At 63.7% G+C, this 18,094-nt stretch carries 20 protein-coding genes; all 20 read right to left on the bottom strand.

The genetic code is table 11. The annotated features are described in order from the left end of the window. Positions 1-4: 4 nt before the first annotated feature. The gene (locus tag ACUXVH_RS06880) at positions 5-370 is read right to left on the bottom strand and encodes a phage tail assembly chaperone (protein WP_255313393.1); all 366 of its coding nucleotides are present in this window, start codon (positions 368-370) and stop codon (positions 5-7) included. Then, positions 367-1,992 (bottom strand): phage tail protein, encoded by a 1,626-nt coding sequence (locus ACUXVH_RS06885; protein ID WP_065364482.1) that lies wholly within the window; start codon positions 1,990-1,992, stop codon positions 367-369. The genes ACUXVH_RS06880 and ACUXVH_RS06885 overlap by 4 nt, the downstream gene beginning before the upstream one ends. A gap of 15 nt (positions 1,993-2,007) precedes the next feature. Further along, positions 2,008-2,607: a YmfQ family protein gene (locus ACUXVH_RS06890; RefSeq protein WP_011059572.1), complete on the bottom strand. Its 600-nt coding sequence runs from the start codon at positions 2,605-2,607 to the stop codon at positions 2,008-2,010. Next, positions 2,595-3,635 (bottom strand): baseplate J/gp47 family protein, encoded by a 1,041-nt coding sequence (locus tag ACUXVH_RS06895; protein ID WP_019093485.1) that lies wholly within the window; start codon positions 3,633-3,635, stop codon positions 2,595-2,597. Before ACUXVH_RS06895 ends, ACUXVH_RS06890 begins: the two co-directional genes overlap by 13 nt. Beyond that, positions 3,625-4,023 (bottom strand): phage GP46 family protein, encoded by a 399-nt coding sequence (locus tag ACUXVH_RS06900; protein ID WP_011059570.1) that lies wholly within the window; start codon positions 4,021-4,023, stop codon positions 3,625-3,627. Before ACUXVH_RS06900 ends, ACUXVH_RS06895 begins: the two co-directional genes overlap by 11 nt. Positions 4,024-4,025: 2 nt before the next feature. Continuing rightward, a complete protein-coding gene (locus ACUXVH_RS06905; protein ID WP_011059569.1) occupies positions 4,026-4,532 on the bottom strand; it encodes a phage baseplate assembly protein V in 507 nt (168 codons plus the stop codon). 109 nt (positions 4,533-4,641) lie between these two features. Then, the gene (locus ACUXVH_RS06910; RefSeq protein ID WP_015634366.1) at positions 4,642-5,682 is read right to left on the bottom strand and encodes a phage baseplate assembly protein; all 1,041 of its coding nucleotides are present in this window, start codon (positions 5,680-5,682) and stop codon (positions 4,642-4,644) included. A 3-nt stretch (positions 5,683-5,685) separates the two neighbouring features. Further along, complete coding sequence (locus ACUXVH_RS06915; RefSeq protein ID WP_065364483.1) at positions 5,686-6,930, bottom strand: DNA circularization protein; 1,245 nt, start codon at positions 6,928-6,930, stop codon at positions 5,686-5,688. Beyond that, a complete protein-coding gene (locus tag ACUXVH_RS06920; RefSeq protein WP_065364484.1) occupies positions 6,920-8,518 on the bottom strand; it encodes a phage tail protein in 1,599 nt (532 codons plus the stop codon). The genes ACUXVH_RS06915 and ACUXVH_RS06920 overlap by 11 nt, the downstream gene beginning before the upstream one ends. A gap of 130 nt (positions 8,519-8,648) precedes the next feature. Beyond that, entirely contained in the window at positions 8,649-8,945 is a 297-nt protein-coding gene (locus tag ACUXVH_RS06925) for a phage tail assembly protein (RefSeq protein ID WP_011059565.1), read from the bottom strand. Further along, positions 8,942-9,289 carry a phage tail tube protein gene (locus ACUXVH_RS06930; RefSeq protein ID WP_011059564.1) on the bottom strand — a complete coding sequence of 116 codons (348 nt, stop codon included), beginning with the start codon at positions 9,287-9,289 and terminating at the stop codon, positions 8,942-8,944. Before ACUXVH_RS06930 ends, ACUXVH_RS06925 begins: the two co-directional genes overlap by 4 nt. 66 nt (positions 9,290-9,355) lie before the next feature. Beyond that, positions 9,356-10,852 (bottom strand): phage tail sheath subtilisin-like domain-containing protein, encoded by a 1,497-nt coding sequence (locus ACUXVH_RS06935; protein WP_053149318.1) that lies wholly within the window; start codon positions 10,850-10,852, stop codon positions 9,356-9,358. Continuing rightward, entirely contained in the window at positions 10,852-11,034 is a 183-nt protein-coding gene (locus ACUXVH_RS06940; RefSeq protein ID WP_011059562.1) for a DUF2635 domain-containing protein, read from the bottom strand. The genes ACUXVH_RS06935 and ACUXVH_RS06940 overlap by 1 nt, the downstream gene beginning before the upstream one ends. Further along, positions 11,031-11,612 carry a phage tail terminator protein gene (locus ACUXVH_RS06945; protein WP_065364485.1) on the bottom strand — a complete coding sequence of 194 codons (582 nt, stop codon included), beginning with the start codon at positions 11,610-11,612 and terminating at the stop codon, positions 11,031-11,033. The genes ACUXVH_RS06940 and ACUXVH_RS06945 overlap by 4 nt, the downstream gene beginning before the upstream one ends. Positions 11,613-11,769: 157 nt before the next feature. Continuing rightward, positions 11,770-12,906 (bottom strand): glycosyl hydrolase family 18 protein, encoded by a 1,137-nt coding sequence (locus tag ACUXVH_RS06950; RefSeq protein ID WP_065364486.1) that lies wholly within the window; start codon positions 12,904-12,906, stop codon positions 11,770-11,772. A 50-nt stretch (positions 12,907-12,956) separates the two neighbouring features. Further along, positions 12,957-14,000, bottom strand: coding sequence for a phage late control D family protein (locus ACUXVH_RS06955; RefSeq protein WP_053156574.1), 1,044 nt, complete (start codon positions 13,998-14,000; stop codon positions 12,957-12,959). A gap of 61 nt (positions 14,001-14,061) precedes the next feature. Then, on the bottom strand, positions 14,062-14,268 hold the full coding sequence (locus tag ACUXVH_RS06960; RefSeq protein WP_015634359.1) for a tail protein X: 207 nt from the start codon (positions 14,266-14,268) through the stop codon (positions 14,062-14,064). Then, complete coding sequence (locus ACUXVH_RS06965; protein WP_065364487.1) at positions 14,243-15,088, bottom strand: phage tail protein; 846 nt, start codon at positions 15,086-15,088, stop codon at positions 14,243-14,245. The genes ACUXVH_RS06960 and ACUXVH_RS06965 overlap by 26 nt, the downstream gene beginning before the upstream one ends. A 9-nt stretch (positions 15,089-15,097) precedes the next feature. Then, complete coding sequence (locus ACUXVH_RS06970) at positions 15,098-17,644, bottom strand: phage tail tape measure protein (RefSeq protein ID WP_065364488.1); 2,547 nt, start codon at positions 17,642-17,644, stop codon at positions 15,098-15,100. Positions 17,645-17,785: 141 nt separating this feature from the next. After that, on the bottom strand, positions 17,786-18,091 hold the full coding sequence (locus tag ACUXVH_RS06975; RefSeq protein WP_015634356.1) for a phage tail assembly protein: 306 nt from the start codon (positions 18,089-18,091) through the stop codon (positions 17,786-17,788). Between the last annotated feature and the right edge of the window lie 3 nt (positions 18,092-18,094).

Genomic DNA, 18,094 nt, shown 5'->3' on the forward strand with positions numbered 1-18,094 from the left:
GCGTTTATTCAGTTTGTTCAGTAACCCAGGATGGCGCGACAGGGCGGTACTGAGAGTCGGGGAAGTGCGGCGATTGCGGCCACTCGCGTAGAGTCTGCATGTACACCAGTAACTGTGTGAATTGTTCGGCAGAAAGCGTTGTGATCATTACGATTTCCAATTGATCACGGTGACGATCGCGCAACCACACGCCCCTCGCCAGTTCTTTGTCCCGATAGGAACGCTCACTGGCCGCCAGCTCTTCTTCAGTGAGAGGTAGCGGAACCGGATCAGGGGGAATACCGACGCAATACCATTCATCAGCACCTACATTCTCAGGACCCGAAACTGGTCGCCAGCCCTGTCCATCATTACGAACTGCAAAACTCATAAACTGTCCTCCCATCCCAAACACGTCAAACGATCTCCAGCGTACTGGGCGGCACGATAGATGTTCGGACCTTCCAGCTGTAACTGGTACTGCGCAAGGTGTTGGGATGATGCATAAAACACCAATGGTTGATTAGCAAGGTTCGTGTAGCCGCCATAACTATCATTGGGCGCAACCATTTGCGTGCTGTTGGTGCCTGTCATCGCCATATGTATCGTGACGGCTGTAGGGGGCACAAATGGCGCGACAGGAATCGGGACATAGATCGGAGTGCTGATGTGCCCCTGCACGCCCGCCGATATAACAATATTGCCTGGTACATTGCTGCCGGGAGTTACTCTGTAACTGCAACGCTTACCACTTTGTATAAAGTTCAGCGGATAGTTGTTGGCCGTCGCATCTGTTTTAATCCAGCTGACTCGTGCTTTATGTGTATAGCCGGGCGGCAACTTGGGAGATGTTGCATTCAGCGATAACAAACCAGCTGGCGCGCTCCCGCCCCAAATCACCCAAACGCTGTACCAGGTCGAAGGAGCCATTTCGCCCACGTCTATCCCGTTTTCCCCCACTGCCTGGCCACTAAAGCTAAAGTTAATCCCGCTCAGCGAATGCACCAGTTGACCGGTGCCGACAATCAACTGATCGGCTGATACATTCACTTGCGCACTCAGGCCCGAAGCCGAAACCTTCAAGTTCCTATGCCCGCCGATAATCGCTATCGGCTTTTGCTTCTGGACCTCCAAGGCCAGTTCAGCCACATCAATGCTTCCCTGATTGACTGGTGCACTCCAGGCTTTGATGCACCACATGACAGCCAAATTTCGGGGACGGGTTTCTGAGCCTGTACGCGGTGCCCCGTTAGTACCATCGACGAGTGGCTTCCCGATGAACTTTATATTTACTGCATCAGCAGGCACCGACGTCGCAAGGTTGGCCCCTGAGCCAGCCGCAGATACAGCGTACCCCTCAGGAAAAATTGCTGAGTCGCCCGACCGGTTCGATTTATACAGATACTCGTGAACATGGCCTTGCATCTGATCAAGCTGATAACCACTCAGATTCCGCCCAACATCCACCCCACGTCCATGATCCCAGCCCCGCAGGAATTCACCCCGCGACTCAGGCAAGCGGAAGTTACCCGCCCCCTCACCCCCGGTATTGAACGTAGTCCCCAGGTAAGCCGCCAGATCCGGATAGGTCGCAGCGCTCTGCACACTGCCATCCACCTCCAGGAATCCGGCCGGCACCGTGCCCTTGGGAAACGGCACCATGGCCCCCACCGGCAAGGCCGACATGTTCTTCAGCAGCGCCTCGATCTCCGCCTTGGTATAGGTCACCGATTTGGTATAGGCATCGGTGATCCCGTACTCAGCCAGGGTGGTGCGGATCTTCTCCGGTGGAATCGAATCACGCACGATCGCCTTGATCGCCGCCAGCAACTGGTCATGCTCGGCCTCGGCCGGCTCTTCCCCTCCCGCACGAATCACGTTGAGCAATTCGTCGGTCACCGCATTCCCCCAATCAGAAGAAATCAGTGAACCCACTTGGCCCGTAACCGGGTTCTCATCGACAAACTTTCCGTTCAACAGCCCTACGCTGGGAACACTTTTCGGATAGTCCACGTATTCCTGTCCTCTCTAGTCATAGTTGATGTACACCTGTGTATGCGCCGGTGTACTGCGATGGATAAGGCACTCCAGGGCGCTGCCCGGGTTCATGCCAAAACGTTCGCCCCAATAGCTGGCGCCGAAGCGCCGGCCCAGTTGCAGGCGGCCGCCGGTATTGAGGGTCCACATGAAGTTCGCCCGCCAGGTGCCGAAATGCGCGTGACCAAAGCGTGAGCGGCCCATGCGCGGGGTACTCAGCTCAGTGACGCTGGCATTGGGATAGCCCTGGCTGCGGGCGATTTCGACGAAGTAGGCGGCGCGCTGGCTGCCCACCGCCAACAGACGACGGCGCACGGCCAGGCGCCGGTCTTCGAACAGCGGGGTCAGGCCCAGGCAGGGGTCGGGCAGGTCCATGACCTTTTCCCAATCCGTCACCAGTTCGCTGACGCTGGCCGGGTCCATTTCGTTTTGCAGGTCCACGGCCCGGGCGTCGATGCGCGCCAGCTCCTGGGAGATGCCCTGCAACACCCGTTCAAGCTCCGGCACCCGTTCCGGGTCCCAGGCCGGGCCGCTGGGTAGCAGGCTGCGCAGCTGGCCCTGGTACTGGGCGGCGCTTCTTATTGCAGCCATTGGCAACCTCCAAATACCAGCAGTTGGTTGCTGCTAGCCGGCACATCGGCCAGCGGCGCCAGCAGGCGGTGATCCTGTTCACCGGTGGCGCTGCTGATGGCCTCGCGGATGTGGCTCAAGAGCAGGGTTTCTCCCAGGCCGGCCTCGCGGCTGTGCAGGTCGCGCAGTTGGTCCTCGACCGCGGCCCGCACCGCACTGGTGTCGGGGGTCAGGCGCACCTGGTAGATCACCGGCTGTATCACTGGCGCCAGCACATGCACCTCGGCGGTTACCGGGCGCAAGGGCTCGATATAGGCCAGAACCCGCGCCAGCTGCTCGGCATTGGGAATCGGCTGCAGGTCGTCGTCACGCATGACGAACAAGCCCACGGTGCCCGGCCCCAGGTAATTGCGCCGGCACCAGGCACGGGTGATGCCCGGGCACTCCATGGCCCAGGTTTCGTAGTCGTCCGCCGAGCCGCCATGGGGAATGATCCGATAGGAACGGATCACCCGCGAGCGCAGGGATTCGAGGCTTTCCCGGGCCACGCCACCGCTCAGGCCCGGGGCCAGGACGGTGAACGAGTTGCTGATGCCCTGCACCGGCTGCACCGCGGTCAGCTCCAGGCCGGCATCGGCATTGCCCAGGGTACCGCCGTCGACGGCCTGGATCGTGGTGCTATTGAGGCCTGCGCTGGTGGTGCGCGCGGCGGTCACTGTGTAGCTGCGACCGTCGCTGCTTTGCAACAGGGTGCCGAGATCCAGCACGGCACCGGCTGCCGCGTTGAAACTGACGCTGCCACTGGCCGCCTGGGCGGTCTTGCGCGGCTGGTTCAGGCGCAGCGCGGCGATGCGCTCCAGGGTCGACTCATCGGCCTTGTCCGGAAGGATCTGCTCGGCGATCCAATCCAGGTAGCCATACAGGCCAAAGGCGGCGCCGCTCAGGGTGCGGGCCAGCACTTGGGCATCGGACTGGCGCAGCGAATCGCTGGCCAGGTCGCTTTGGGTGCGCTGAATCAGCACCGGCAGCGAAGGGGTTTCAAACGGCATAGGTCACCTGCCAACTGTGAATGGGGTTGATGTCCAGGCGCTCGCCGTCGGCCAGGATCAGCACCGTGCGCAGGTTCAGGCGCTGGGCATCGAGGCGCTCGGTCATGATCTCCACGGCGTTGCAGTGGCCATCGTCGATCAGCCACTGCAGGGCCTCGCGGGCATAGAACTCGGCATCGAGCTGGGTCTGCCGGCTCAGCTTGACCCGGCGCAACAGCCACAGCCGCGAGCCGATACGGTCGTCGGCCACGCTGGGAAAACTGTCGCCCCACCAGCCGTAGCGCTGGTCGTCATCCAGGGCGTCGTCATCGGCGGCGCGGCGCCAGGTGAACAGGCTGATTTCCACGGCCCGGGTCAGGGCGTTCTTCAGGTCATAAGTGGCGAACATGCTTAACCTCCCACCGGCGCGCCGGTCTGCCCCGGGCCGGGTTGCACGCCGCTGTGGACGTGGTTGATCTGGCTGATGCCGGCGGCGACCTGATCGCCCTGGGAGACGATCTTGCCGCTCATGCTCAGGGTCGGGCTGTCGATGATGACGCCGCTGCTGGCGCGGATATTCAAGGTGGCGGTGTCGATGTCGATGACCCGCCCGCGCTTGAAGTGAATCTTGTCGCCCTCGTCGGTGTAGATCGCCACTTCACCGGCGGCCAGGGCCTTGAGGCGATAGCGCCGGTCGGCCACCACCAGCACCACTCCATGGGAGCGATCGCCGCCGAGGAAGGTGGCGATGCCCTCGGCGCCGGCCAGGGGGTTGCTGGTAAAACCGTAAGGCTCGAAATGCTCCATGTCGTCGTTGACCTCGCCGGCGGTGAGGCGCATTTGCAGCGATTGCAATTTGTTGGCCGAATGGGCGAGCACCACGGTGCCCCGCGCCAACAGGCGTGTCAGTAGGCTCATGCTGGGTTCCTTGGGGGGAGAAGAGCCGGCTTGCCGGCGAACAGGGATTGCGCGGTTTCGTGCCGGGTGCCTTCGCCGGCCAGCCGGCTCCTGCGGTTGGGCGCAGGTTTCAGTTTTTTGCGGGTGTCGGGTTGGCATCGAAGGTCTGCGGCGGCGCCACCTGCAAGGTGGTGATGGAGCCCTGGTCGGACAGCGACCAGGTGACCTTGGAGATCAGCATGTCCTGGTCGAAACCCAGCACCGGGTCGATGACCCTCACCAACGTGTTGTGTCGCCACAAATCACCATTGCTCTGGCGCCAGCCCTGCACCTGATAGGTAGTGGTCAGCGCCTTGCCGGTGCGGGTGCCGCACTCCCAGTCAGCCCGCTGCTGAGCCAGTTCCGCACTCAGTTGCGCCGCCTCGTTGATCACCGTCACCCGTTTGCGCGAAGCCCGGGCATCGCTGGCCTGGCCGGACACCTCGCAGACCGCAACACCGCTGCTCTGGTCGCTGCCCTTGTGCTGGCCGATCACCCGATACTCGGAAAACACCGCGGAAAAATCCATCGCTGCATTGGCCGAAAGAATGTTCTTGCCCAGCTCCAGGGCATCGCTGGCGCGCCCGCCGCTGCCCGGTGCCGCCAGCAGCAGGTAGCCGTCGGCGTCATCGGTGGAGAACACCCGGTACAAGGTCAACAAGCGGTCGATGGAGGCAAACACCGTCTCCCCCGGCACAATGCTGTGGGTGTGCAACTTGCTGGTGGGTGCAATCTCGCTGCGCACTCCCACCCCGTAAGAGCCGGCCAGGGCGCGGACGATGCTCAGCACATCCTGCTGGCGCCACTGGCTCGGCCGGTTGATGGCCGCGCAATCCACCAGATCCTGGGTCAGGGAGCTGCCCTGGATGCTCAGGCTGATCTGCCTGCCGTCATAACTGACCGGCGCCTTGTAGACATGCCCGGTGAGCACCAGGTCGCAGCCGATGCGCACCTGGCAGCGAGCGCCCGGGCGGATCCGCACCTGCCCATCCTGCCCCGGCCATTGCCAGGTGATGTTGAGGCTGAAGGTGCGGAACTGGCGCTCCAGGTCCGCCGTGATCTCCACGCTTTTCCAGCCGCTGTAGTCCAGCCCGTCCACCGTCAGGGTGACGATATTTGCCAGTTCGTCCATGGGTCACTCCCGCGCAATCTGCAGATCGGCCGGCGGCAGGAAGCCCGGATGGGCCACCCGGTTGCGCTGTACCACTTCACCGACACGCGTCGCATCGGCAAACCGCTCATAAGCCAGGACCAGCGCCGGCATGCTGCTTGTGGGGCTGAGGCTGACCAGCCGTACCCCGGACGAAGCCACTACATTGAGGTGGCCCTGCAATTGCTGGCGCAGGGTGTTGAGCGCCTGGTAATGCATCGGGTCGGCCTTGAGCGCGGCTTGCCAGATCACTTCGTTGAGCTGGTCACGCAGGGCCAGTACATCGTCGGCCACCGGCACCTCCAGGCGCTGCACCGGCTGGCTGGCCTGCTGCGCCAGGGGCGGCGTGCTCTTGAGCTTGACCACCGGGGTGGCCACCGGCAAGGCCGACACCAACCGGGCGATCTGCACCAGCAACGCATCCTGGACCAGGTTCGCTACCGCCTCGGCCGCCGCGGTGGTGTCCTTGCCGGTGGTCAGCTTGGGCGCATCGATGCGCCTGGCCGCCTCCACCTGCTGGGAAATATCGGCGAGCATCTGCCGATAGCCGGTACGGGCAAAATCCTTGAGCCCGCGTACATCCTCCAGCAACCCCTTGAACTCCGTGCTCAGCTCCTTGGGTATTTCCTTGACCGCCTTGACCAGGGTGTTGAGGTCGCCATACAACTCGATCAGCGGCTTGAACTCGTGTTCGATGACCGCGTACACCTCAGTCAATCCCTTGCGCAGCGAATCCACGCCGATCCGCGCCTGCTTGATCAGGTTGGTGGCGAACTCGAACCGCAGCACCGCCGAGCCCAGCAAGGTATCGCTGGCCACCAGTACCTGCTGCTGGGTGTTGACCACCGCCGAAGGAAAGCGCAGCGGCTGGTCCGGGTAGAACTTCAGGCTGAAGGTCACCAGGCCACCATCCTGGCGGCTCTGGGTCATCTCGCACTCGCCGACCTTGACCTGCATCCGTCCAAGCCACGGATGCACCAGCTCGCCGCTGCCCTCCTCCAGGGCCTTGAGCAGCCTGTCGCGCTGCTCCAGGCAATCGGCGCCGACGATGAAGGCCGTCAGGTCATGGACTTTCGCCTGCTGGCCAAGGCCCTCGAAAAACGGCTGGTCGCGCTGCGGGTACTCGTGCAACTGGCCTTTTTGCCCCACCGGGGTTTTCGCCTGGTCGACCCAGAAGGGCACGCCGCGAAAGGATGCGGGCAACAAACGATCACGCCAGTTATCCGCCATGGGAACCTCCTAGGGAAAGTGAGCGATAGCCCAGGGTCGAAGCCACGTTCAGGCCGGGTTGATTGGTCTTGGCCTGTTCGGCACGCAGGCCAGCCGGGGCGTTTTCGAAGCGCAGGGTCAAACCGCCTTCGAGTTGTGTGCGGTTGTTCGCGGCGTTCTGCTGGATCAGCGCACTGGAGCCCTGGGTCAGTGAGCTGCCCCGGGTTGCGGCAAAGGGTGATGCCAGCCCGCCTTTACCCTCGGCGTTGATCTGCTTTTGCGCCTCGGTAAAGCCTTCGACCTTGGCGGTGACAGTGGCAATCAGCCCGCCGAAGCCGCCCTCGAACAGCTCCTTGATCGGCGCCATCAGCTCTTGAAGCTTGCTCCACAGCCCGGAAAACCAATCGGCGATGGGGGCCCAGTTGGTCATGATCAGCTCCATCGGCGACCAGTCGAACAGGGCTTCAATGGTCTTCCTGATCGAGTCGATACCCGGTTGCAGCTCGGCCCAGATCGAACCGAAGAAGCCCGTGACCGCGCCCCAGTTGTTGTAGAGGATCACCAGCGGGGAAAAGTCGAACAGGGTGTGCAGGACTTTCTTGACCCCGTCGATACCCGGTTGCAGCCCCGCCCAGATCGACGCGAAGAAGCCGGTGACTGCCCCCCAGCTCCTGGAGATCATGTCCATCGGCACCCAGTCGAACAGGCCTTTTAGAAAGGCCATCGCCGGCACTGTCAAGGCCTTGAGGGATTCCCAGATAGAGGCGAATAACCCCGTCAACCCAGCCCAGTTATCGATGATCAGTCCCAGAGGCGACCAGGAGAACACCTCCTTGAGGAAGCCGACGATCGAAGCCGTCATCACCTGGATACTGTCCCAGAGCCCGGCAAAGAACGCCGTGATCGCCCCCCAGTTGCCAATCAGCATGCCCAGGGGCGTCCAGCCAAACAGAGTACTGAGCACCTCCATCGCCTGAGCCGCGAAGCTCTGCACACCTTCCCAGAGGCTGACGAAAAAGGCCGAGATCGGCGTCCAGTTGGCAATGATCACCCCGGCGGCCAGTGCAATGCCCATGGCAATCAACATCACCGGGTTGGCCTTGGCCACCGTGCCCATCAGATCGAGCACCTGGGTCGCCCCGGTCACGGCGGTTTGCATCGCCGAGAAGGCAATGGCGCCCATCGCCAGCCCCTCAACCAGCTTGGGGTTGTCGTCGAGCAGCGTCCCCACACTGTTGAGCATGGGCTCCAGACCGACCACCAGCGCCCCCACCGCCGGCGCCAGGGCGGCATCAATGGCCGAGGACACCTTGACCATCGACTGACTGAATACATTCATGTCTTTGGCCGCATCAGCCGGCGCGCTGGAGTCGCCGACTTCGGCCAGCTTGCCCTTGAACGCATCGCAGGCCTTGATCCCGTCCAGAAACGGGGTGATCAGGCTGCCGCCCTTGAACAGCCCGCTGATATCCAGCTTGCCCAGCCCGGTCTGCTCAAGGTTTTTCTTGAACGAGTCGACCTTGCCTTGAAGGGCGACGAGTTTGGGTGACAGTTGGTCTATGCCGGTCAACAGCACCGACTTCTTCTCTACGGTTTGTGTGTCTGCCATCACTGCACCTGCTGCATCGCATTGATCCGTTGCGCGTGCTCCAGGGATTCGCGGAGCACATCCAGTGGCCTGGCCATCATCTGTTCGGGGTCGACCTTCCAGAACCAGGCCAGGTCATAGGCGACAGCGATCAGGTCGGCGATGGCTGCGATGCCGCACTCATGAAAAAACTCGCCACCGCCCAGCTCAGGGCGTTGAGGTCCACCAGGTCGAGCTGGTTCACCGAGGACGGTGGAATGCCGGCGCAGACCGCGATGTATTTGGCCGCGACGTCCATGTCGAGGCTGACCTCTTCGCTCTTGTCGATCTTGTAGGGCAGCGCCTTGATCGCCCGCACTTCCTGCACCGTCGGGCGGCGCAGGCTGAGTTCGGCCAGGGGCTCGCCGTGGGCCTCGATGGGCACCTGCAGCTTCACCGTGTTGCTCATTGCCAGGTCCCCTTCTGCCCTTCGAAGTTCAGCTCGATGCTGGCGTCGTCGCCCTTGGCAATAGGCTCGTCCACCAGGTAGGCACCGGCCAGTACGTAGACCTTGCCGTTGGCGAACTCGCAGGTGACGGTCATGTCGACGCCTTCGATCAGTTGCTTGAGCGGAAAGTCCGGGGTGTGCAGCGCGGTGACTTTGAACGACGGCGTGAGGTCGGTTTCCTTGTAGAAGCCCGGAACCACGGTTTCCCGCTTGACGGCCATCAGTGGTGCTTCGCAGCCGCCGCTGATGGTCAGTTGAGCGCCGTCCACTTTGACGTAGCAGGTGCCCGCTATCAGTTGACCCATGTTGTTTCTCCCAAAAAATAAGCCCGCTCAAGGCGGGCTGAAAAAGCGCAGCGATGCAGGTCCGGCTCAGGCCGCCGCGTCGTACTGCAGGCGGAATTGGTTGAGCAGCGCGAATACCCGCAGGCCGTTGATGTAGTCCGGCGGAAACAGCACGTTGACCCGGCTCGGGTCCTGCACATCGCGTTCGACGATCAGGTGCTCGGCGAACAGCTCGGCGTTCTCCACATGGCCCTCCAGCTCCAGCTTGGCGTACTGGGCAATCAGCTCACCGCGAATGGTGCTCGGGGTAACGATCGGCTGGCCGGCGCCGAAACGAGTGCCGTCGGCAGCCAGCTTGTGGCGCCCGTATTTGCTGGTGATCACGCTTTGCAGGCGGCGCACGATGAACGCCGACTGGTGCATGGTTTCGCTGTCCAGGTAGGAGTTGTCGGCCTGGCCGTAGGCGTTCTTCTGGTAGGTGGTGATCGCCCGCTGAATACGCATGTAGCCGCCTTCGTAGTAGGCGGTGGCGATGCCGTAGCTCAGCAGCGACTGGCGCTCGGTGAGGGTGAAGCGCTCGCTGGCCGGCGCCGGGTCGACGCCCGGCAGGCTGCCGCTCTGGGTCGGGCGGCTGGCATCGGCGGAGATGAACACCGAAGTCCGCGCCGCCAGGGCGGCGGCCTGGACCCACACCGGTTGCGGCACGCCGGTTTCCAGGGCCTGGATGGTGATGTGCTGGTCGTTGCGTGCCTGGCCGGCCGCTACCAGGGTGCCGACGGTGCCGCGCTTGGCGCTGTAGACATGGCCGAACAGCTGCTTGGCCCAGGACCAGCGGCCGGTGTTGTCGTCCATCACCGCTTGCCAGGCATTGAGGCTGGCGGTGTCGGTCCAGGGCATGCAGATAAACTCGAACGGCTCGTCGCCCAGGGCGGCCAGCGCCGCGACCTGATCCGGCACGCCGGTGCCGCCGGCCATCTTGCCCAGCACCAGGGTCAGGCCGGCCGGGGTTTCTTCGCCATTGCTCTTGCCCAGGCGATTGAGTTGCAGGCTGATGTCGTTGCCGCTATCGCCAGTCCACTTGGCGTTCAGGGTCACAGTGCCCTCGGCCGCGGTGGCGGTCACCGGCAGATCTACTGCAGCGTTGACCTTCAAGGCCAGGGCGCTGGCCGCTTGTGCGGCACTGGCGCCGCTGACGATAGAGGCTTGCACCCGCACCCCACCGACGTACAGGTTGAGCAGGCCGGCGGCGCTGGCGCTACCGCTGATCTTCAGCTCGGCCTTGGCCACGCTGCCCTCGGTGCTGTGCAGCGGCAGGCACCAGATCTCGCCCACCGGGTCGGTCTTGCGCCAGGTTTCGTACATCGAAGCGAGCATCGAGCCCTGGCCGCCGATGCTCCTGGCCAGGGCCACGCTGGACACCAGCACCAGTTTGCCGAGATCGTCGCCGGCCTGGTTGTCGTTGACCTGGGCGACGATCAGACGACGCATGGCCGAGGACGCGCTATTGGCCGCCGAATTGTCCATCTCGGCGTAGAACAGCGGCACACGGATGTCCGCCGGGATATTGCTGAAACCGATCGCCATTATTTGGCTCCTTGAGATTTCGCCGCTTTCACGGCTTTGCTAGTGATATCGCCATCGGCCAGACGCCGGCGCCACCAGGCGCTGTCCGACACTTCACGGCCGGAAGCGGGCAGCAGATCGCCCGCTTCCGGGTCCGGTACGGCGCGGCCGGCGACCGGCAGCACGGTGATGCGTTTGCTCATTGCTTCAGCTCTCCTGAAAAAGTCAGCTCCAGGCGCCCATCGGGCCCTGGGCGTTGCAGATTGGGGTCCGCCGGATCGATGGCATCGACCCGCACCGTGACCCCGGTAAAGGACGGCAAGCCGTCGAGTTCACGTTCATGCCAGGTTTCCGCCGGCTGGCCGGACAGGTTGCGCCCCAGCTGGAACTCGGCGAAAAAGCGCAGGCGGTAGAGCAGGCGGGTGGCGTCGAACGACACCAGTTCACCGCCGTCGTATTGGATCGGGTTGTACTCGGCGCCGGGTTTGAAACCGACCAGGGCGCGCCAGAGTTCGGCGCGCAGGTCGTGCAGCGGATTCAGCGCTTTTGCAGGCTCGGCGGCGCCAAGCGCCAGGACCACCTCGAAGCGGTCGCGGATGGTCTGGCGAATGATGTTCTGCCCGGCGCTGGCACTGGCCAGATCGTTGCTGGGCGCCAGATAGGCGACTGGCATTGGCGCACCAACGCCTGAAGCAGAATCGGCATGGGTGCCGACAATGATGCGCCCGGTAAAGCTCGGGCACTGTGCTTGTAGCTGATCGAGAACAGCCGTGAGTTTCATGACAAGGCTCCTGGAACGGGATGAGGCTGCGGTGAGGCTTGTTTCTGCCGGGCATGAAAAAACCCGTCGAGACGGGTTTCGCAAAAGCGCCCTGGAATCACGGCCCCAGGCGTGCTGCAAAATCTGTGGCAGCCAGCTCCAGAGCCCATCCGGCCAGTCACTCCCGCCCGGTCGGCAAGAGCTCATTGCTGGCCTTGAGCCCTGACTGCAGCGCGGTCCAGAACCCGGCATTTTCATAGCCCATGGCCCAGACGCTGGTGCCGCCCAGGCCCAACCTGGTCACCAGGGCGGTCTTGGTCTTGACGCTGGCGGCATCGTCGTACCAGAGCACGGGTTGCGCTCGTTCCGGGGTCCATTCCACGCCATCGGCGAAGCTCTTGACCGGGCCCCAGGTGGCATAAGGCGTCGCAGAAGCGGCATCCCGGTGAGTGGCTGCCCGGTGCTCGGTAATGATTTCCTGATAGGCCGACCAGTGCACCCGGTTGCCGATGCTGTAGTCCTGGCCGTATGCGGGCAGCCCCGCCAGGACCTTGCTCGCCGGGACTCGGGAAACGGCGTAACTGAGCAGCGCCTGCTGCCAGTCGAAGCCCGATTCGGGGCCGGGCCAGGCTTCATTGTGAAAGCCGCCGCTGCTCCAGCCCGGCCCGACCTGGTCGTAGGTCATCACCTGGAAGTAGTCCACCGCCGCGCCCAGGGCCTTGTAGTCGTAGCCTTGCAGGTACTCCGGCTCGGTGTCGCTGAGCTTGGGCGGGATGCTGATGATCAGCTTCTTGTTGCCGGCATGCAGGGCGTTGCCCAGGGTCTTGACGAAGGCGCAAAACGCGGCGCGATTCCTGGGTTCGACCTTCTCGAAGTCCAGGTTGATGCCGGCGAATCCGCCCTCTTTGGCCAGCTTGACCAACTGCTTGACGGTGCCGGCGCTCAACGCCCGGTCGTTGAGGATGGAGTGGGAAATAGCCGGGTCGAAGGCGCCGATGTCTTCGTTGTAGTCGGAAACAGTCGGGTACAGCGGCAGGGATTGGCTCTTGGCAAAGCGGATGATGTTCTGCGTGGTTTCGTTCATGCCGTCCTGATGCAGCTTGCCGGTGACGGTCAGGCCGTAGGTGCTGCCCAGGCCGACGGCGGACAGGTTGCGGTGGAACGCCTGCAGATTGCTGTAGGACGCTTCGACCTGGCCGTCGGTATAGGCCAGGACAAAGGGTGCCGCATGGGCGGCAGCGGCCAGCAGCAAGCTGCAGCCGACGATCAAGGTCCGGAGAAAATGCCGGATCGCCAGGGTGATGCCTGGTTTCATGAATACTCCTGTGGGCGGGTTGCCTCGTCAGTGGGAAATGTGATCAAGGCTCAAAGCTGCTCGACCCTGAGGGGTTTGCGGGCCTGGGGCGGCTTGCCCTTGGCCTTGGCCTTGCCTTGCTTGCCGCCGTTGCACTGGACCGTGGTCGTCCATCCGGCCTGGGTGAACAACTGCTCGACCGAGTCCACCAGATAGTCACCGTCGAGCCCGGCCTTGAAGCCCTGGGCATTGATCATTCGCTCGGCGAACAGATCGGTGCGCCCCGCAAGGTCCAGGCGCAGGCTGGCGGTGCTGCGGTTGAAGGCCGCCAGGCGCGCCTTGGCGGCCTGCTCGGCGGCAGACTGGTTCGGGTAGAGGTGGCGGTCGGTGTGCACGGCGGGCGAATCATCCGGCGAGCCATCGTTCCCCAGGTCGATGACCCGCAGCTTTCCGCTCCTGGGGTCCTGGTGCCGGGTCTGCACTGCCTTGTGGGTGCTGCCGTCACTCAGGCGGAACTGGTAGCGGCTGACATCGCCACGCCCGAGGGTGACAACCCCCAGGGCCTTGCCGCTGGCGCTCTGTCCGGCCTGGCGGGGCAACACCAGCAGCTTGCCTTCGGCCACCTTGGCGGTGCAGTCGTATTGCCGGGCCAGGCGGGTGATGAAGTTGAAATCCGACTCGTTGAGCTGATCGATGCGCGGCACCTTGATGGCGAGCGGGCAGACCGGCTGCCATCCATTGCGCGCCGCCAGGTCACGGACGATGAGCTGCAGCGCAACGTTCTCCCAACTGCCGCTGCGGGTGGTCTTGCCACTGCCGCGCATGTCGCTGGCCTTGCCACGGATCTCGAGCGTATCGGGCGGCCCGTTCACCACCACTTCGTCCACGGTGTAGCGCCCCAGGCGAGTCAGCTCCTGGCCGGCGTAACCGAGGAACACTTCAATGCTCGCGCCGCGCCGGGGCAGCGCCACGGCGCCGTCGCGGTCATCGATGCGCAGCTCGAATTCATCCGACTCCAGGCCGGGCTTGTCCGTGGTGCGCAGGCTCAGCAAGCGGTCGTTGATCTGCGCGGTGATGTCCCGGCCATCGGCGACGATGCGAAACGCTGGGGTCATGTGCCGTACTCCAGAAAAAGCCAACCCCGTGCTCGACGGGGTTGGGTAAAGGGGTTGGGGCTCAATCCCATAGCTGGACCCTGGCCTCGGCCCGGGCCGGTAGCTCCGGCAGCCGGATCAGCAGCCCGGCGCGAAACGGCTGTACCTCGTCGGCCAACCCCTGGTTGGCGTCCAGCACCGCTTCGACACAGCCGTTGAGGTGGCCGTAATACTGGTAACACAAGGTATCGAGCAGATCCCCGTCAGACGTTCTGCAAGTCGTCGCCATAGCTTACGAACTCCAATGAAAAACCTTGTTTGCGCGGGATACCGCCGGCCAGCAGGTGGCTCTGATCTTCCTCGATGCTGGTCAGGCACCAGGTGCCCAGCACTTCGCCGTAGCCGGTGGTCAGGCTCAGCGGCTGCAAGCGCCGCCCGATGCTGCGCAAGGTCTGCAACTGCCCCAGGCCGCCCTTGAACCCGGGAAACACCGTGCCTTTGAGAGAGATCCGCTCTTCACCCTGGCCCACCGCCTGCTGGGCGACACTGCGGCTCAAGCGCTCCTGACCGGCCCAGCGGAATCCGCTCTGCCGGCGCAGCGCCTCGAAGGCTGCGGTATCGACGTTGAAGTAGTAAGGCTGGGCGCCCGCCCCGAGCGGTTGCAGGATCAACAGGTGCGCGAAGGGCTTCACCGCCTCGGCCGCCGGAGTGGTCTGTTCGGCAAATGCGGCGGTCGGGAAGATGTTGCCCAGGGAAGGACTGATCTGCCCGCCGATCCGATTGATTGCCGCGCCGGCCTTGGCCACCTGTTCCTGCAGGGCGCCAAGACGCTGCTGCATCTGCCCGGCCACGGTCACTGCCTGGCTGTACTTGGCCGCGACTTCCCCCACCACCGACTGCGCCGCACCGATACTGCGCATCGTGCGTTGCAGTTTGGCGCCCAGCTCCGGCCCGACAACGGGCAGGCTTTCAAGCTCCAGGGCGGCGCCGCTGATGTCGCTGATGGCACCGTTCATGGGCCCGAGCATTTCATCAGCACTGCGCCGCCCCGCTTCCGCTGCCGCCACCAGGGAACCCAGCCCCGATTGCAGCTGCTCCATGTAAGCCATGCGATCTCCTTAAACGTGTGCGGCGTCGAACAGCTGGCGAGCGGCAGCCTGGCGGCTGAACTCGTCGAACTGCCAGCGCAGGTGGGGTTCCAGTTCCCGGGCCAGTTGCGCGGGGTCGCGCACATCACCCTGGACCGAGATCGACAAGTAGGGCGCGAAGCTGAACTGCTGCTCGATGACTGGAGGTACCTGGGGTTTGAGCGACTCCGGCGCGGTGATCGTGGCCGGCGCCGCAGCAGACGACGATGGGCTGAGCATCGAGCGCGCCGCCTGCCCCATCAGCGGGGGCGTCTGGCCTTTCTGGAAGGATTTGGCGATATCGCCCATGACCGGCGGGATGTTCTGTCCAGCGTTGCGCATCATCAGCGGACCGGCGGCGGGCAAGTGCTTGAGCGACTCGTCGGAGCCGAACAGCTTTTTACCCAAGGCGCCACCGGCGGCCGAACCGCCCCAGGCACCCAGGGCGCCGCCCACCAGCCCGCCAATCACCGTGCCGATCACCGGCACCACGGAGCCAATGGCCGCCCCTGCTGCTGCACCCGCGGCGGCGCCAGCAAGATTGCCCGCCGCCTCGCCGTAGCCTTCGGCTTTTTCATCCTGGGTCTGGGCATTCAGGTAAGTGTCCGCCACCTGGAAGCCTGCACCGAGCACCGAAAGGATCGCACCGCCCTTGAGCAAGGGCGCGACTCCCTTGGCCAGGGAACCGGCGCCTTTCATTACGGCACCAGAGGTGGCAGCCCCTCTGGCCACTCTCTCCAGGCCGCTGGGCGTCAAAGGGCTCTTGAAGCCTTTGCTGCCCATGCCCCTCGAACGAGGCTCGCGCCTGGGCGTCTTGCGCCCGCCACGGCCCTTGCGGCGTTTTTTGTCCGGGCCGCAATCGAGCATGGGCGCACAACAGTCGATACCGCTCGCAGTGCCACCAGAGGAGCGCTTCGCCATTTTGCGGCCAACCTGCAGTGAACCTCGAGCGACATTCAGCAGGCCCTTGCCAATGGTGTAGACAGCCATCAGCTTTTTCACCGCGACATAAGCGGCGCCCAGGGCAGTCACCCCCAGTACCAATGAGGGTGCCTTCTCCGCCAGTTCGGTCAGCTTGCCGACCACCAGCGTGATGCTTTGGGCCACCAGATCCGTGGCCGGTTGCAGGGCCTTCCCCACGGCAAGCATGCCACCGTCGACCGCCTGCGCGGTTTCCTTCCACAGCTGGGCGGAGGCTTGCCGACGCTCGGCCAGGTTCTTGTCGATAACCCCCGAAGCACTCAACGAGTCCTTCTTCAGTTGCTCGTATTGCTGCCGGCCCTGGGTGTGAGCCAGCAAGGCCGCCTTGATCTGCATATCGGTGAACAGGTCACCGGTACGCAGGGACTCTTCCAGAGCCTCGAACATGGACTTGGCCTTCGCCGGATCGGTTTCCTTGCTGATCTGCGCCTGGGCCTCGGCCATCTTCGCGGCCTTGGCCGGGTCGATGGCCCTGACATAGCGCATGGCCAGGGCAAAGCTCGCCTCCAGGCTCGACATACCCTTCTGGATACCGGTGTTCAGCGACGCCTGATAATCAATGCCGGCATCTTCGTAAGCCTTGACCGCCTCACTGGAACCGATTTTCTCGATCCAGTTCTGCAGTTGACCGGCGGCCTGATCAGCACCGCCCGCGGTGTTCATCTGCACTTGCAGCATCGAGCCCAGCTGGCTCACCGCATCCATGCCGGTGAGCCCCTCCCCGCTCGCGCTCTCGAGCAGCGCCGGGAGCAAGCGCGCCATGTCGGCGGCCTCGAAATTGCCCGCCTGCCCCTGCAAGGCGATGGCCTCCAGGGCCTGCTCCATGACCTTGGGATCGCTGATCCCGGCCTTCAGCTCAAGGGCCCGCATCAGGTTCGCCGTATCTTCGATACCCGCGCCCTGCCCCACCGCGAACCTGGCCGCAAGCCCCGCGTAACCTTGCGCCTTGTCCAGCGACATGCCCTTGGCAGTCATCTGCCCCACCAGAGCCGCCACCTCGTTGCGGGCCATTCCCGTATTCCGTGAAGTCTGAACGACGCTGCGGCTCAGCTGCGCTTCCTGAGGTTGATTGGCCACACCGGACTTGATCGCGATGTCACGGATCAGCGCCTGATAGTCGGCATTGATCTTGACCGGAATGGCCAGCTTGCCGACCCCGTCCTTGGCCAAGCCATACGCCGCCTTGAAGTCGGCCTTGCCCTGGTCGATCTGCTGGTGCCCCCGGGCCTGCAGAGCGGAGCCCCGGGCCACCTTACCCAGCGCCTGATATTCCTGACGCAGTTTATGTACCTGCACACCTTGCTGGCGCAGGCCATCACGGCTCTGTTCCAACCGGCGCAACAGCCCGGCGGCAGAAGCAGCACCGGTGTCATGGGCCTTTTTCCATTCATCCTGCAGGCGCAGGGTCTGGCCAATGGTCTTTTCCAGTACCCTGGCCTTGCTGCCCTGCTGCTCCAGTTGCTTGATCCGGCCTTCCACCGTCTTGAAGGCGGCGTCCCACGTCGAACTGAGGGCGGTACCCACCACCACCAGCCCTGATTCCAGCTTGTTCGCCATCTGCTTCTCCTGCTCCTTGGGTGACGGGCTCAATCCGTGAGCCACCAGACCATGTCGGAAAACCTCATGGTCATGATTTCCTCGGCGGCGAAATGCAGCTCGCTGGCGAGCCGCTTCGCCGCCATCTTCATCACCGCAGGGTCAAAGCTCGTCGTCTTGCACCAGGCGAAAATAGCCGGCCTGCAGGCGCTGATAGTCCTTGAGCGCCATGCCCTCCAGATCCTTGGCACTGATTTGCGCCAGGCTGGCAAACAGCATCAGTTCGCGCTGTTCATCATCGCCGGCAGCTCCGGAGTTGGCCGCACGCACATCACGCACGGTAGGGGCGCGCAAGGTGACCTTGTCGCAGACCACGCCATTCATCTCCACCGGTTTGCTCAGCGCCAGCACCACGCTGTCGCTGCTCAGGGTCATCCAGGACGGGGTCTTGTCGATTGCTTGAGACATGTT

This window comes from Pseudomonas sp. 8(2025), from assembly GCF_052665325.1.